Source organism: Streptomyces sp. NPDC005533 (genome assembly GCF_042871845.1).
Lineage (GTDB): Bacteria > Actinomycetota > Actinomycetes > Streptomycetales > Streptomycetaceae > Streptomyces.
The window spans coordinates 22,410-37,769 of the sequence record NZ_JBIAJH010000044.1; the positions used below are offsets into that span (position 1 = coordinate 22,410).

Annotated in this window: 15 protein-coding genes; 6 read left to right on the forward strand and 9 right to left on the reverse strand. The window is 71.0% G+C overall.

Translation table 11 applies throughout. From position 1 onward, the window contains the following. Positions 1–179: 179 nt before the first annotated feature. Entirely contained in the window at positions 180–950 is a 771-nt protein-coding gene (gene fabI, locus ACFYP3_RS30880; protein ID WP_365474593.1) for an enoyl-ACP reductase FabI, read from the reverse strand. A gap of 5 nt (positions 951–955) precedes the next feature. Then, a complete protein-coding gene (gene fabG / locus ACFYP3_RS30885; protein WP_030717003.1) occupies positions 956–1,675 on the reverse strand; it encodes a 3-oxoacyl-[acyl-carrier-protein] reductase in 720 nt (239 codons plus the stop codon). Between the two features lie 145 nt (positions 1,676–1,820). Here fabG and ACFYP3_RS30890 point away from each other — a divergent pair, with 145 nt between their 5' ends. The 3 genes from ACFYP3_RS30890 (at position 1,821) to tyrS (ending at position 6,117) form a co-directional block, all read left to right on the forward strand. Beyond that, entirely contained in the window at positions 1,821–3,383 is a 1,563-nt protein-coding gene (locus tag ACFYP3_RS30890; RefSeq protein WP_388839663.1) for a TldD/PmbA family protein, read from the forward strand. Next, positions 3,380–4,783, forward strand: coding sequence for a metallopeptidase TldD-related protein (locus ACFYP3_RS30895; RefSeq protein WP_388839666.1), 1,404 nt, complete (start codon positions 3,380–3,382; stop codon positions 4,781–4,783). Before ACFYP3_RS30890 ends, ACFYP3_RS30895 begins: the two co-directional genes overlap by 4 nt. Before the next feature lie 65 nt (positions 4,784–4,848). Beyond that, complete coding sequence (gene tyrS, locus ACFYP3_RS30900) at positions 4,849–6,117, forward strand: tyrosine--tRNA ligase (protein WP_388839668.1); 1,269 nt, start codon at positions 4,849–4,851, stop codon at positions 6,115–6,117. Positions 6,118–6,226: 109 nt separating this feature from the next. Here the strand turns inward: tyrS and ACFYP3_RS30905 are convergent, their stop codons facing one another. Beyond that, positions 6,227–6,505, reverse strand: coding sequence for a GlsB/YeaQ/YmgE family stress response membrane protein (locus ACFYP3_RS30905; protein ID WP_388839671.1), 279 nt, complete (start codon positions 6,503–6,505; stop codon positions 6,227–6,229). A gap of 243 nt (positions 6,506–6,748) precedes the next feature. Between ACFYP3_RS30905 and ACFYP3_RS30910 the strand changes: the two genes are divergently transcribed. Together ACFYP3_RS30910 and ACFYP3_RS30915 are read left to right on the forward strand one after the other, a co-directional pair. Continuing rightward, the gene (locus tag ACFYP3_RS30910; RefSeq protein WP_388839751.1) at positions 6,749–7,027 is read left to right on the forward strand and encodes a DUF3099 domain-containing protein; all 279 of its coding nucleotides are present in this window, start codon (positions 6,749–6,751) and stop codon (positions 7,025–7,027) included. A 136-nt stretch (positions 7,028–7,163) separates the two neighbouring features. Continuing rightward, positions 7,164–7,427, forward strand: a complete 264-nt coding sequence (locus tag ACFYP3_RS30915) for a hypothetical protein (RefSeq protein WP_388839674.1) — start codon at positions 7,164–7,166, stop codon at positions 7,425–7,427. A 42-nt stretch (positions 7,428–7,469) separates the two neighbouring features. Here ACFYP3_RS30915 and moaA read toward each other — a convergent pair whose 3' ends face one another. The 3 genes from moaA to ACFYP3_RS30930 all read right to left on the reverse strand — a co-directional run bounded on the left by moaA (position 7,470) and on the right by ACFYP3_RS30930 (position 10,625). Next, entirely contained in the window at positions 7,470–8,459 is a 990-nt protein-coding gene (gene moaA / locus ACFYP3_RS30920) for a GTP 3',8-cyclase MoaA (protein WP_388839677.1), read from the reverse strand. Positions 8,460–8,637: 178 nt separating this feature from the next. Further along, complete coding sequence (locus ACFYP3_RS30925) at positions 8,638–10,263, reverse strand: cation acetate symporter (protein WP_388839680.1); 1,626 nt, start codon at positions 10,261–10,263, stop codon at positions 8,638–8,640. Continuing rightward, positions 10,260–10,625, reverse strand: a complete 366-nt coding sequence (locus ACFYP3_RS30930) for a DUF485 domain-containing protein (protein ID WP_388839683.1) — start codon at positions 10,623–10,625, stop codon at positions 10,260–10,262. The genes ACFYP3_RS30925 and ACFYP3_RS30930 overlap by 4 nt, the downstream gene beginning before the upstream one ends. Before the next feature lie 257 nt (positions 10,626–10,882). Here ACFYP3_RS30930 and ACFYP3_RS30935 point away from each other — a divergent pair, with 257 nt between their 5' ends. Continuing rightward, on the forward strand, positions 10,883–12,427 hold the full coding sequence (locus tag ACFYP3_RS30935; protein WP_388839686.1) for a S8 family serine peptidase: 1,545 nt from the start codon (positions 10,883–10,885) through the stop codon (positions 12,425–12,427). A 78-nt stretch (positions 12,428–12,505) separates the two neighbouring features. Here ACFYP3_RS30935 and ACFYP3_RS30940 read toward each other — a convergent pair whose 3' ends face one another. Genes ACFYP3_RS30940 through ACFYP3_RS30950 form a run of 3 tightly spaced genes read right to left on the reverse strand, consistent with a single transcriptional unit; the run spans position 12,506 to position 15,280 of the window. Continuing rightward, positions 12,506–13,549 carry a zinc-dependent alcohol dehydrogenase family protein gene (locus ACFYP3_RS30940; RefSeq protein WP_388839689.1) on the reverse strand — a complete coding sequence of 348 codons (1,044 nt, stop codon included), beginning with the start codon at positions 13,547–13,549 and terminating at the stop codon, positions 12,506–12,508. A gap of 55 nt (positions 13,550–13,604) precedes the next feature. After that, a complete protein-coding gene (locus tag ACFYP3_RS30945; RefSeq protein WP_388839692.1) occupies positions 13,605–14,294 on the reverse strand; it encodes a lysoplasmalogenase in 690 nt (229 codons plus the stop codon). Then, positions 14,291–15,280: a sterol desaturase family protein gene (locus tag ACFYP3_RS30950; RefSeq protein WP_388839695.1), complete on the reverse strand. Its 990-nt coding sequence runs from the start codon at positions 15,278–15,280 to the stop codon at positions 14,291–14,293. The genes ACFYP3_RS30945 and ACFYP3_RS30950 overlap by 4 nt, the downstream gene beginning before the upstream one ends. Positions 15,281–15,360 lie beyond the last annotated feature (80 nt).

Genomic DNA, 15,360 nt, shown 5'->3' on the forward strand with positions numbered 1-15,360 from the left:
CAGGCATCTGTCCCGGTTTTCGACTCGGGAAGATCCGGTCGGCCGGTGGACATACGAGCGAGCGGCGCCCGCGTGGCACGGGAAACGGCGGCGGCAGGGCGCGGAAACGGCGGCGGCCGCGCCTCCCCGGAAGGGAGGCGCGGCCGCCGCCGTACGGACTCGGGAGCCCTGACCGGAGGTCAGGCACCCATCGCGTGCAGGCCGCCGTCCACGTGGACGATCTCGCCGGTGGTCTTCGGGAACCAATCGGACAGCAGGGCCACGATGGCCTTGCCCGTCGGCTCCGGGTCGCTCATGTCCCACTCCAGCATGGAGCGGGTGTTCCAGACCTCCGCGAGGTCCGAGAAGCCCGGGATGGACTTCGCGGCCATCGAGCCGAGGGGACCGGCCGAGACCAGGTTGCAGCGGATGTTCTCCTTGCCCAGGTCACGGGCGAGGTAGCGGCTGGTGGCCTCCAGGGCGGCCTTCGCCGGTCCCATCCAGTCGTACTGCGGCCAGGCGAACTGCGCGTCGAAGGTGAGGCCGACGACGGCCGCACCCTCCGCCGGGAAGAGCGGCTTGCAGGCCATCGTCAGCGACTTCAGCGAGAACGCCGAGACGTGCATGGCCGTGGCCACCGACTCGAACGGCGTGTTCAGGAAGTTGCCGCCGAGGGCGTCCTGCGGCGCGAAGCCGATCGAGTGCAGGACACCGTCGAGGCCGCCGAGCTCCTCGCGGACGAGGCCCTCGAGCCGGGCGAGGTGCTCCTCGTTGGTGACGTCGAGCTCGATCACCTTGACCGGCTTGGGCAGCTTCTTGGCGATGCGCTCGGTCAGGCTCGGGCGCGGCCACGCGGTGAGGACGACCTCGGCGCCCTGCTCCTGGGCCAGCCGGGCGGCGTGGAAGGCGATGGACGACTCCATCAGCACCCCCGTGATGAGGATGCGCTTGCCGTCGAGAATTCCACTCATGGTGATCAGTGACCCATGCCCAATCCGCCGTCAACGGGAATGACGGCTCCGGTGATGTACGCGGCGTCGTCGGACGCCAGGAAGCGGACGGCTGCCGCGATCTCCTCGGGCTGCGCGTAACGGCCGAGCGGCACCTGGCCCACGATGCCCGCGCGCTGCTCGTCGGTGAGCACCTTCGTCATGTCGGTGTCCACGAAACCGGGGGCGACGACGTTGAAGGTGATGTTGCGGGAACCCAGCTCACGGGCGAGCGAGCGGGCGAAGCCGACCAGCGCGGCCTTCGAGGCGGCGTAGTTGGCCTGTCCCGCCGAGCCGAGCAGTCCGACGACCGAGGAGATCAGGACGACGCGGCCCTTCTTGGCACGGAGCATGCCACGGTTCGCGCGCTTGACCACCCGGAACGTGCCGGTGAGGTTCGTGTCGACGACGGACGCGAAGTCCTCCTCGGACATCCGCATCAGCAGCGTGTCCTTGGTGATGCCGGCGTTGGCCACCAGCACCTCGACCGCGCCGTGCGCGTCCTCGATCTGCTTGTAGGCCTGCTCCACCTGCTCGGAGTCGGTGATGTCGCACCGCACCGCCAGGACACCGAGCGAGGTGAGCGCCTCCGGCGGCTCACCCGACCGGAACGTGATCGCGACCTTGTCGCCGGCCTCCGCGAAGGCTCGGGCGATGGCGAGGCCGATGCCCCGGTTTCCTCCGGTGACGAGAACCGAGCGGCTCAACGGATCACCCTTTCGCTAGCGGTCTGAATACCAAAAACCTATAGGTCGCACCGCTCGTACGGAGAATCGACCCCCCACAGGGCCTCGCGGCGGGCTCTGTCGAGTCCCTACAGAAAGATGTAGGCACGAAGGCCCCGATCGCGACATGATCGGGGCGACCGGCTCCGACCCCGGGAGGACTTCCGTGCCCCATTCCATCGACGCGGCCTTCACCGCGCTTCCCTTGCGGGCGCTCGCCGACGCGGCGCTCGCCCGGGCCCGCGCGCTGGGCGCCGAGCATGCCGACTTCCGGCTGGAGCGGATCCGCAGCGCCTCCTGGCGCCTGCGCGACGCCAAGCCCGCCGGCGGGTCCGACACCACCGACCTCGGGTTCGCGGTCCGGGTGGTCCACGGGGGCAGCTGGGGATTCGCCTCCGGCGTGGACCTGACCATGGACGCCGCCGCCAAGGTGGCCTCGCAGGCCGTGGCCATGGCGAAGCTGTCCGCCCAGGTGATCAAGGCCGCCGGTTCGGACGAGCGCGTGGAGCTCGCCGACGAGCCCGTGCACGCGGACCGGACCTGGATCTCCGCCTACGACGTGGACCCGTTCGCGGTGCCGGACGCCGAGAAGGCGGCGCTGCTCGCCGACTGGAGCGCGCGACTGCTGGCCGCCGACGGGGTGGCGCACGTGGACGCCTCGCTGCTCGCCGTGCACGAGAACAAGTTCTACGCCGACACCGCGGGCACCTCGACCACGCAGCAGCGGGTGCGGATCCACCCGCAGCTCACGGCGGTCGCCGTGAACGGCACGACCGGCGAGTTCGACTCGATGCGCACCATCGCCCCGCCCGCCGGCCGCGGCTGGGAGTACCTGACGGGCACCGGCTGGGACTGGAACGCCGAGCTGGAGCAGATCCCCGGCCTGCTCGCCGAGAAGATGCGGGCGCCGAGCGTCGAGGCCGGGCGCTACGACCTGGTGGTGGACCCGTCCAACCTGTGGCTCACCATCCACGAGTCCATCGGCCACGCCACCGAGCTGGACCGGGCGCTGGGCTACGAGGCGGCGTACGCGGGGACCTCCTTCGCCACCTTCGACCAGCTGAACAAGCTGACGTACGGCTCCTCGATCATGAACGTGACCGGTGACCGCACGGCGGAGCACGGTCTGGCGACCATCGGGTACGACGACGAGGGCGTCCAGGCGCAGTCCTGGGACCTGGTCAAGGACGGCACCCTGGTCGGCTACCAGCTGGACCGGCGGATCGCGAGGCTGACCGGCCTCGGCCGCTCCAACGGCTGCGCCTACGCCGACTCCCCCGCGCACGTGCCCGTCCAGCGGATGGCGAACGTCTCGCTGCAGCCCGATCCGGGCGGGCTCTCCACCGAGGACCTGATCGGCGGGGTGGAGCGCGGGATCTACGTGGTCGGCGACCGCTCCTGGTCGATCGACATGCAGCGCTACAACTTCCAGTTCACCGGGCAGCGGTTCTTCCGGATCGAGAACGGCCGGCTGGCGGGCCAGCTGCGCGACGTCGCGTACCAGGCCACCACGACCGACTTCTGGGGCTCGATGGAGAAGGTCGGCGGCCCGCAGACCTACGTCCTGGGCGGCGCCTTCAACTGCGGCAAGGCCCAGCCCGGCCAGGTCGCCGCGGTCTCGCACGGCTGCCCGTCCGCGCTGTTCCGCGACGTGAACATCTTGAACACCACGCAGGAGGCCGGCCGATGAGCACGCTTTCGAACGGACGCACCAAGCCCCACGAGATCGTCGAGCGGGCGCTGGAGCTGTCCACCGCCGACGGCTGTGTCGTCATCGCCGACGAGGAGTCCAGCGCCAACCTGCGCTGGGCGGGCAACGCGCTCACCACCAACGGCGTCACCCGGGGCCGGACCCTGACGGTCATCGCCACGGTCGACGGCAAGGAGGGCACGGCCTCGGGGGTCGTCTCGCGCTCCGCCGTGACCGCGGCCGACCTGGAGCCGCTGGTGCGGGCCGCCGAAGAGGCCGCGCGCGGGGCGGGCCCGGCGGAGGACGCGCAGCCGCTGGTCACCGGGACCCCGGCCTCGCCGGACTTCACCGACGCCCCGGCCGAGACCACCTCGGCGGTGTTCGCGGACTTCGCCCCGGCCCTCGGCGAGGCCTTCGCCCGGGCCCGGGCGGGCGGCCGGGAGCTCTACGGCTTCGCCTACCACGAGCTGGTCTCGACGTACGTCGGCACCTCCACCGGCCTGCGGCTGCGCCACGACCAGCCCAACGGGACGCTGGAGCTCAACGCGAAGTCGCCGGACCGGCAGCGCTCGGCCTGGGCCGGCCGCTCCACCCGGGACTTCAAGGACGTGGACCCGACCGCGCTGGACGCGGAGCTCGCCGTACGCCTGGGCTGGGCGGAGCGGAAGATCGACCTGCCCGCCGGCCGGTACGAGACCCTGCTGCCGCCGACGGCCGTGGCGGACCTGCTGATCTACCAGATGTGGTCGGCGGCGGCCCGGGACGCGGTGGAGGGACGTACGGTCTTCTCCAAGCCCGGCGACGGCACCCGGCTCGGCGAGAAGCTGTCGGAGCTGCCCCTGACGCTGCGCAGCGACCCCAACGCACCGGGCCTGGAGTCCGCGCCGTTCGTGATCGCGCACAGCTCGGGCGACGAGGCCTCGGTCTTCGACAACGGCCTGCCGGTCCCGCCGACCGAGTGGATCCGAGACGGGGAGCTGGCCCGGCTGACCACGACCCGGCACACCGCCGCGCTGACCGGCATGCCGCTCGCGCCCGGCTTCGGGAACCTGATCCTCGACGGGGGCGGCGAGAAGTCCCTGGAGGAGATGGTGGCGGCCACCGAGCGGGGTCTGCTGCTGACCTGCCTCTGGTACATCCGCGAGGTGGACCCGGCCACGCTGCTGCTCACGGGGCTGACCCGGGACGGCGTCTACCTGGTGGAGAACGGGCAGGTCGTCGGCGAGGTCAACAACTTCCGGTTCAACGAGTCCCCCGTGGACCTGCTGTCGCGGGCCTCGGAGGCCGGACGGACCGAGAAGACCCTGCCGCGCGAGTGGAGCGACTGGTTCACCCGGGCCGCGATGCCCGCGCTGCGCATCCCGGATTTCAACATGAGTTCGGTCAGCAAGGGCGTCTGACCGGCCTAGACTGACCGTTGCAACGAAGTGTTGCAATTTCCATCATCCGAAGGAGTCGAGAGACCGTGACGGACATCGTCGACGAACTGAAGTGGCGTGGGCTCTTCGCCCAGTCCACTGATGAAGAAGCGCTGCGCAAGGCCTTCGCGGACGGTCCGGTCACGTTCTATTGCGGCTTCGACCCGACGGCCGCCTCGCTGCACGTGGGGCACCTGGTGCAGGTGCTCACCGTGCGCCGGCTCCAGCTGGCCGGTAACCGGCCGCTGGCGCTGGTCGGCGGGGCCACCGGGCAGATCGGCGACCCGCGGCCGACGGCCGAGCGGACCCTGAACGACCCGGAGACCATCGCGAACTGGGTGACCCGGCTGCGCACCCAGATCGAGCCGTTCCTGTCCTTCGAGGGCGAGAACGCGGCGCTCATGGTGAACAACCTGGACTGGACGGCGGGCATGTCCGCCATCGAGTTCCTGCGGGACATCGGCAAGCACTTCCGGGTCAACAAGATGCTGACGAAGGACTCGGTCGCCAAGCGGCTCGACTCCGACCAGGGCATCAGCTACACCGAGTTCAGCTACCAGCTGCTCCAGGGCATGGACTTCCTGGAGCTGTACCGGCGCTACGGCTGCGTGCTCCAGCAGGGCGGCTCCGACCAGTGGGGCAACCTGACGGCCGGACTCGACCTGATCCACCGCGTCGAGCCGGGAGCGGTCGTGCACGCGCTGGCGACCCCGCTGATGGTCAAGGCGGACGGCACCAAGTTCGGCAAGTCCGAGAGCGGGGCCGTCTGGCTCGACCCGGAGATGACCACGCCGTACGCGTTCTACCAGTTCTGGCTGAACGTAGACGACCGGGACATCTCCACCTACATGCGGATCCTGTCCTTCAAGTCCCGCGAGGAGCTGGAGGCGCTGGAGGCCCAGACCGCCGAGCGGCCGCAGGCGCGTGCCGCGCAGCGGGCGCTGGCGGAGGAGCTGACCACGCTCGTGCACGGCGCCGACCAGTGCGCCGCCGTGATCGCCGCGTCGAAGGCGCTGTTCGGTCAGGGCGAGCTGGCGGAGCTGGACGAGGCCACGCTGGCCGCGGCCCTGTCCGAGCTGCCGCACGCCCGGGTCCCGGAGCTGGGCCTGGTCGTGGACCTGCTCGCGGAGACCGGCCTGGTGGCCAGCAAGTCGGCCGCCCGCCGGACCGTGAAGGAGGGCGGGGCCTACGTGAACAACGCGAAGGTCACCGCCGAGGACGCGGTCCCCGCCAAGGAGGACCTGCTGCACGGGCGCTGGCTGGTGCTGCGCCGGGGCAAGAAGAACCTGGCGGCCGTGGAGGTCACCGGGGCCTGAGGCCGCGGGACGGTATACGGAACGCCGCGCGGGCGGCGTACGGAACACGGCGGAGGGGCCGGTTCGGACGTACGGTCCGGCCGGCCCCTCCGTCGTGATCCGGAGCGCCTCAGGTCATCTGGCGCTTGCGGCCCCGGACCGCTCCGTAGAGCATCTCGCCCAGTCCGACCACGAGGACCGCGCCGGCGAGCTGCAGCAGGTGCCGGGTCCAGTCGATGCCCTTGGTCTCCCCGACGCCGATCCAGGTGGCCACGGCGTTGCCGAGGACCGCGCCGACGATGCCGAACAGGGTGGTCAGCCAGATCGGCTGGTGCTGTTTGCCCGGCAGGATGGCCCGGGCTATCAGCCCCAGCACGAAACCGACGATGATCGCCCACAACCAAGACATGTCGAGCCTCCTCCTGGCGCGCCTTGTGCGCATGTGGGCCCAGTCTCGGCCCGTCCGACGTACCGCGCATTTCGGGCACCCTCCAATGGGGGTGCCCCCTCTCCTCGCGGGTGCGGGGGCGGCGTACCGTGGGGAGTGTCCGGGCCGGGGTGCGCCCGGCAGGCGATCGGGCGGTGGAGCGTGGAACGGACGAAGCGGCAGAAGCGGAACGGGTCCGAGGTGTTCCGGATCACCGGTGCGCGGATGGGTCTCGACGAGGACGTGCGGGGCCGCCAGCGCCGGTACGTGATCTCGATGGGCATCAGGACGCTGTCGGTCATCGCGACCGTGCTGTTGTGGAACGTGCAGCGCCCGGTGGCCGTCGTGACGCTCATCGCGGGAGCCCTGCTGCCGTACATCGCCGTGGTCATCGCCAACGCGGGGCGCGAGTCGACGCCCTCCCTGCCCTCCCACTTCATCCCCGCTCCGGTGCGGCCGGCGCTGGAGGCGGGAAACCTCAAGAAAAGCTCAGATCAATCATGAAGTTCCGGTGCACTGCACCGGGTCCTGCGTGACATACTGCTCACGCGCTCCGCATCCCCCGTCGGAGCGACGGACCGACGCCGGGCAGCTCCCCCCGTGGCTGCTCGGCGTCGCCTTTCCGTTCTAGGGTTGGGCCGTGACTTCCTCAGACGCTTCCGGTGTCCCCTCCGGCCCCGACGAAACCCCCACCTGCTCCGCCAAGGGCTGCCGCGACGCGGCCGTCTGGGTCCTGGCGTGGAACAACCCGACGCTGCACGCGCCGGAGCGGCGCAAGACCTGGCTGGCGTGCGAGGAGCACCGCGAACACCTCTCGCAGTTCCTGGGGGTCCGCGGTTTCCTCAAGGACGTCGTGAAGCTCGACGAGTGGGTGCAGCCGGAGGGCTCGGAGCGCCAGCGCTGACCGCGGGCGGTCGCCGAGCCCGGCCCCGACGGCCGGGGCCGGTCAGCCGCCGATCGCGGACATCGGGCGGTCGGGCTGCAGGAACGACGGGTCGTCCAGGCCGGACCCGGCCTTCTTGCCCCACATCGCCACCTTCCACAGCCGGGCGATCTCCTCGTCGGGGGCGCCCGAGCGCAGGGCGGCGCGCAGGTCCGACTCCTCGGTGGCGAACAGGCACGTACGGACCTGGCCGTCGGCCGTGAGCCGGGTACGGTCGCAGGCGCCGCAGAACGGGCGGGTGACGGAGGCGATGACGCCGACGGTGGCCGGGCCGCCGTCGACCACCCAGCGCTCGGCCGGGGCGGAGCCGCGCTCGGCGGCGCCTTCCTCGGTGAGCGTGAAGCGGGTGCGCAGCGACTGCAGGATGTCCCCGGCGGTGATCATGCCGTCGCGCTTCCAGCCGTGCTGGGCGTCGAGCGGCATCTGCTCGATGAAGCGGAGCTCGTACTCGTTCTCCACGGCCCAGGCCAGCAGGTCGGGGGCCTCGTCGTCGTTGAGCCCGGGCATGAGGACGGCGTTGACCTTGACGGGGGTGAGGCCGGCCGCGCGGGCCGCGGCCATGCCCTCGATGACGTCCTTGTGCCGGTCGCGGCGCGTGAGGGTCTTGAAGACCTCGGGGCGCAGGGTGTCCAGGGAGACGTTGACCCGGTCCAGGCCGGCCGCCTTGAGGGCCTGCGCGGTGCGCTTGAGACCGATGCCGTTCGTGGTCAGCGACATCTTCGGGCGGGGCTCCAGGGCCGCGCACTGCTCGACGATCCCGACCAGGCCGGGCCGGAGCAGCGGCTCGCCGCCGGTGAAGCGGACCTCGGTGATGCCGAGCTGCGTGACGGCGATGCGGATCAGCCGGACGATCTCGTCGTCACTGAGCAGATCGGACTTCCCGAGCCATTGCAGCCCCTCTTCGGGCATGCAGTACGTACAGCGCAGGTTGCACCTGTCGGTGAGTGAGACGCGCAGGTCAGTGGCCACGCGGCCGTAGGTGTCGAGAAGCACTGTGGGCCCCCTCCCCTGTCCGGATGTAGAGGTACGCGCGACATTTGGATCTACTTCACGCGTTCTATTTCGAGCCTACGCGACGCCCGTGTCGCGAAGGGGTGCCCAAATGAACGAGACGTAAAGTGGCCGCGTCGTAGGGACCTACGACGCGGCCACGCTGGGTGTTCGGATGATGTCAGTGCGCCCCTGTTCCCGTGAGGGAGCGCACCTCCAGCTCGGCGAACTTCTGGGGGTCGGCCTTCTCCTTGGAGAGGACGGTTCCGAGCCAGCCCAGGAAGAAGCCCAGCGGGATCGAGATGATGCCCGGGTTCTCCAGCGGGAACCAGAAGAAGTCCGCGTCCTTGAACATCGAGGTGGGCTTTCCGGAGACGACCGGGGAGAAGAGCACCAGGCCGACCGCCGAGACCAGCCCGCCGTAGATGGACCAGAGCGCGCCCTGGGTGGTGAAGCGCTTCCAGAAGAGGCTGTAGAGGATCGTCGGCAGGTTGGCGGAGGCGGCGACCGCGAAGGCGAGCGCGACCAGCCCGGCGACGTTGAGGTCGCGGGCCAGGGCCCCCAGGCCGATGGCGACGGCGCCGATGACGACCGTGGACCAGCGGGCGGCGCGCACCTCCTCCTTCTCGGTGGCCTTGCCCTTGCGGATCACGTTCACGTACAGGTCGTGCGCGAAGGACGAGGAGGAGGCGAGGGTGAGGCCCGCGACCACGGCGAGGATGGTGGCGAAGGCGACCGCGGAGATCACGGCGAGGAGGACGGCGCCGCCGGTGGAGTCCGGGCCTCCGCCGACCGCCTGGGCGAGCAGCGGGGCCGCCGTGTTGCCCGCCTTGTTGGACTTGATGATCTCGGCCCGGTCGAGCAGGGCGGCTGCGCCGAACCCGAGGGCGATCGTCATCAGGTAGAAGGCGCCGATGATGCCGATGGCCCAGTTCACGGACTTCCGCGCGGCCTTGGCGGTGGGCACCGTGTAGAAGCGGATCAGGATGTGCGGCAGGCCGGCGGTGCCCAGGACGAGGGCGATGCCGAGCGAGATGAAGTCCAGCTTCGAGGTCGAGTCCTTGCCGTACTTCATCCCGGGTTCGAGGAACTTCGCCCCCTGCCCGCTGTTCTCCGCGGCCTTGCCCAGCAGGTCGGAGATGTTGAAGTGGAACTTCACCAGCACCAGGAAGGTGATCAGGAGGGTGCCCGCGATGAGCAGGACGGCCTTGACCATCTGGACCCAGGTGGTGCCCTTCATGCCGCCGATGGTCACGTAGACGATCATCAGGACGCCGACCAGCGCGACGATGGCGACCTTGCCGCCGTCGCTGGTGATGCCCAGGAGCAGCGAGACGAGCACACCGGCGCCGGCCATCTGGGCGAGCAGGTAGAAGATCGAGACCACGATGGTGGAGGTGCCGGCGGCGGTCCGGACGGGCCGCTGGCGCATCCGGTAGGCGAGCACGTCGCCCATCGTGTAGCGGCCGGAGTTGCGCAGCGGCTCGGCGACGAGCAGCAGGGCGACCAGCCAGGCCACGAGGAAGCCGATGGAGTAGAGGAAGCCGTCGTAGCCGAAGAGGGCGATGGCTCCGGCGATGCCGAGGAAGGACGCGGCGGACATGTAGTCGCCGGAGATGGCGAGGCCGTTCTGGAAGCCGGTGAACTGGCGCCCGCCCGCGTAGAAGTCGGCGGCGTCCTTGGTCTGGCGGCCGGCCCAGACGGTGATGATCAGGGTGGCGACGACGAACAGCCCGAACAGGGTGATGATCAGCGGGCGGTGCTCGGAGGCGCCCGCGGCCGTCGTCAGGTGGAGCGCGCCGCTCATTCCCCGCCCTCCATCCGCGCCTTGATGGCCTGTGCCTTCGGGTCGAGCCGGGTGGCGGCGTGCCGCGCGTACAGCCAGGCGATGAGGAAGGTCGTCGCGAACTGGGCGAGACCGAGCACCAGGGCGATGTTGATGTTGCCGAAGACCTTGGTCCCCATGAAGCCGCCCGCGTAGTTGGACAGCAGGACGTAGAGCAGGTACCAGGCGATGAAGGCCACGGTGAGCGGGAAGGCGAAGGAGCGGTAGGAGCTCCGCAGTTCGGCGAACTCGGCGCTCTGCTGGACGCTCGCGAAATCTTCGGCCGTGGGGCCGGCCAGGGGCGTTCCCGCGCTGCCCGGCGGCGGCGCTGCTTCGGTGGTCACGGGGGGATCTCCTTGTGACGCGGGTGCGGTGGGGACGACGGACAAAACAACCTCCGTGTGGGGGGCCGGTGGTGCTGAGCCCCCCTGTCAACGGCACGTACGGCGTGTCGGGACGGTTCAACACCCATGGATTCTTCGGAATCTGATTTCTCGAACTGATGGCGTGGGGACGAACGACAGCGCTAGGTTCACTTGTCATGAACCCGTCCGACGCGACCGCGTACGGGCGGCTTTTCGAAAGATGATCTGGAGAACCCATGGCTCATCTGGGATCCGTCCGCCGGCGCGCCCTCGCCGTGCCGGTCGGCCTGGCGCTCACCGCCTCGCTCGCCTTCCTGCCCTCGGTCTCGGCCTCCGCCGCGCCGCTCGGCGGCACGGCGGACCCGGCGACGGCCTCGAAGCCCTCCGCCTCCGGGCCCAAGCTGTCGTACGTGGCGAACCTGAACGCGTACGCCACCGTGAAGGCGGCGAAGAAGGCCGTCGAGCGGGCCGGCGGAACGGTGGTGACGGCCTATGAGCAGATCGGGGTCGTCGTCGCACATTCCCAGAACCCCGACTTCGCCAGGCAGCTGCGCGCCCAGCGCGGTCTGTTCGTGTCGGTCGGCGCCACCCGGACGGCCCCGATGCAGGCGGTGCAGACCACCGAGGAAGGCGCGACGCAGCAGTTGAGCGCGGCGGACGCCGCCAAGGCCGCGGCGCTCGCCCAGGAGGGTCAGGAGCCGCTGGAGCCCAACCAGTGGGACCTGCGGACGATCAAGGCCGACGAGGCTCACAAGATCAACGATGGCAGCCCGGACGTCACCGTGGGCATCATCGACACGGGTGTGGACGACACCCACCCCGATCTCGCCCCGAACTTCTCCAAGGGCCAGTCGGCCAACTGCGTCGGCGGCGTGGCGGACACCACCGAGGGCGCCTGGCGTCCGTACCCCGACGGCAGCGACCACGGCACGCACGTGGCCGGCACCATCGGCGCGGCCCGCAACGGCCTCGGCATCAGCGGGGTCGCACCGGGCGTGAAGATCGCCGCGATCAAGGTGAGCGAGCCCGGGACCAGCCTCTTCTACACCGAGGCGGTCGTCTGCGGCTTCATGTTCGCCGCCGAGAAGGGGATCGAGGTGACCAACAACAGCTACTACGTCGACCCGTACCTCTTCAACTGCAAGACCGACGACGACCAGAAGGCGCTGGTGGAGGCCATCGGCCGGGCCACCCGGTACGCCGAGCGCAAGGGCACGCTCCACGTGGCCTCGGCCGGCAACTCCGCCCAGGACCTGGCGGCCGACTCCCTCGTCGACGAGACCAGCCCGAACGACACCACCCCGGTGCCGCGGACCATCGACCCGAGGGTCTGCCTGGACCTGCCCACGCAGCTGCCGGGCGTGGTCACCGTCTCGGCCACCGGCGACAAGGGACTGCGCTCGTACTACTCCAGCTTCGGCCTGGGGGTCGTGGACGTCGCCGCCCCCGGCGGCGACAAGTGGCAGGTCCCGGCGACCCCGGACGCCAACGGACGCGTGCTGTCGACCGTCCCGGGCGGCGGCTACGGCTACAAGCAGGGCACCTCGATGGCCGCCCCGCACGTCGCGGGCGTCGCGGCGCTGCTCAAGAGCGCCCACCCGGGGGCCACGCCCTCCCAGCTGCAGGCCATGCTCAAGGCGCAGGCCACCAAGGCGGCCTGCCCGACCCAGATCTACGACGCCACCGGCGCGCTGGTCGACGCCACCACCTGCACGTCCAAGTGGGGCCAGACGGGCTACTACGGATACGGCGTGGTCGACGCGCTCAAGGCCGTGAAGTAGCCCCCGCGGCAGGAGCGGAGAACGGGAAACGGACGGGCCGGGCGGGGATCACCCCGCCCGGCCCGTCCGTTCGAGCGCTCAGGGCTTGATCATGACCTTGAGCGCGCTGCGGTCGTCCATCGCCCGGTAGCCGTCCGGGACCTCGTCCAGGGACACGGCCCGGTCGAAGACGGGCGCCGGGTCGATCGCGCCGCTGAGCACGTCCTCCAGCAGCTCCGGGATGTAGGCGCGGACCGGGGCCACGCCACCGCGCAGGGTGATGTTGCGGTCGAACATCACGCCGAGGTCGAGACCGGTGCCGCTGCCGTGCGGGACGCCGACGTAGCCGATGGCCCCGCCGTCGCGGGTGATGTTCACGGCGGTGCGCATGGACTGCTCGGTGCCGACCGCCTCGATGACGGCGTGCGCGCCCCGGCCGCCGAGGAGCTCGCGCACGGCCGCCTCGGCCGCCTCGCCGCGCTCGGCGACGACATCGGTGGCCCCGAAGAGCTTGGCGATGTCCGTACGGACGGAGTGGCGGCCCAGTGCGATGATCCGCTCGGCGCCCAGGCGCTTGGCGGCGAGGACGCCGCACAGGCCGACCGCGCCGTCACCGACGACGGCGACCGTGGAGCCCGGGCGCACGCCCGCGCCGAGGGCCGCGTGGTGGCCGGTGCCCATGACGTCGGACAGCGCGAGCAGACCGGTCAGCAGGTGGTCGTCGGAGACGGCGTCGGCGGGCAGCTTGACCAGGGTGCCGTCGGCGTGCGGCACCCGGACGGCCTCGCCCTGGCCGCCGTCGTGGCCGACCGAGCCCCAGAAACCGCCGTGGTCGCAGGAGGTGAACAGGCCCTCCTTGCAGTACTCGCAGGTGCCGTCGGACCACATGAAGGGCGCGACGACGAGGTCGCCGGCGCGCAGGTCGGACACGGCGGAGCCGGTCTCCTCGACGATGCCCAGGAACTCGTGGCCGATGCGCTGGCCGGGCTGACGGGCGGCCTCGCCGCGGTAGGCCCACAGGTCGCTGCCGCAGATGCAAGCGCGCAGGACACGGACGACGGCGTCCTCGGGGCGCTGGATCGCAGCGTCGGGCACCTCCTCCACACGGATGTCGTGCGGGGCGTGGATGACGGTGGCGCGCATGGTGGTGCAGTCCTCCGGCTCGGGGTTGTTCAGTCTTGTACGACTGAGGACCGTCCTACGGTACGCCTGCTTCCCGGGTGGCTGTCGAACCGGTGGCCAGGAGGTACTGGGCCGCCACGTAGGTGGCCATGATCCAGAAGTCCGGGCGGGGGAGCTGGGGCCATTCGGCGACCCCGGAGGCGATGAGGGTGTCGGAGAGCAGGAACAGCGCGCCGCCGACGCCGGCCCGCGGGCCGAGGGCGCTGGAGCGGAACGCCATCGCGGTGAGCAGCAGGCTGTAGCCGGCGACCGGGATCCGCAGGTCGGCCGGCAGGTCGGGCCAGAGGAGGACGACGGTCCCGAGGAGGGCGAGTGCGTACGCGCCCCCGAGCAGGGCGTTCGCGGGCCGCTTGCCGAAGAGGACGAGGTAGCAGACGTGCCCGACGGCGAAGGAGCCCATGCCGACGAGGAAGGCGGGCTCGGCGTCGAAGAGCAGGGCCAGGTCCCCGCCCCAGCCGAACAGCAGGGCGGCGACCAGCAGCCGGGGCGCGCCGCGGGTGATCACGTGGGCGACGAGCAGCGGCATCAGCAGGGGCTTGGCGACGAGGTGCCCGGGGTGCCAGTCGGCCAGCAGCGAGACGAGGTCGACGGCGGTGGCCGCGGCGAAGGCCGCGAGGGCGAGGCGGCCGAGGCGGTCCCGGCCGGCCGGGACGCGGCCGGCGGCCCAGGAGGGGGCCGGGCGCTCCGGGGACGGTGCGGTGCTCACGCGGTGGTCTCCCGTACGGGGGGCCGGGCGTCGGCGGCGGCGTCCCCGCCGGGCGCTGCGGCGGGGGCGTGGGCTGCGGGTGCTTCCACGGCGGCGGCGGGAATCGCGGCAGCGGCGGGGGCCGGGGCGGCGGCAGCGGCGGGGGCCGGGGCGGGGGCGGCGGGCTGCCAGCCGGGTCCGCCGAAGACCCGTCCGGCGCGCTCGCGCCAGTTCGCGGCGGCGCGCACGTCCCGTGCGATGGCCGCGTACTCGTGGGTGGCCACGCGCAGCGGGTTGTGGGTGTCGATGTTCTTGGTGAGCCCGTAGACGGGCCGCTCCGTCTCCCCCACCCAGGAGCCGAACATCCGGTCCCAGACGATCAGGATCCCGCCGAAGTTGCGGTCCAGGTAGCCGCCCTGTGAGGCGTGGTGGACGCGGTGGTGGGAGGGGGTGTTGAAGACGTACTCGTAGGGGCGGGGCAGCTTGCCGATGCGCTCGGTGTGGACCCAGAACTGGTAGAGGAGGTTCAGTCCGTAGCAGAAGGGGATCGCCGCGGGGTGCACGCCGAGGGCCACCATCGGGAGGTAGAACCACCAGGTGGTGGCACTGGTCCAGGGCTGGCGCAGGGCGGTGGTGAGGTTGAACCGCCGGCTGCTGTGGTGCACCACGTGGCAGGCCCACAGGATCCGGATGACGTGGTGGAGCCGGTGCTGCCAGTAGTAGAGGAAGTCCTGCGCGAGCAGCATCAGCAGGGCGGTCCACCACAGGAACGGCACCCGCAGCGGGGTGAGTTCGTAGACCGCGGTGAAGACGGCGACGACCGGGATCTTCCACAGCAGGTCGAACCCGATGCTGCCGAGCCCCATGGTGATGCTCGTGGCCGCGTCCTTGGTGTCGTAGCCGGCGGCGTCCTCGTCCGGATGGAGCCGGTAACTCACCACCTCGATGACGGTGAGCAGCACGAAGGCAGGTATGGACCACAGCACGACATCGGGCAGGTTCGGCATGTCCCGCACCATAGAGGCGCTCTCGGGGGCGCCGCTAGGGGTTGTTACCGATCGGTATCCATCGGGGTTACCAGCGGTTA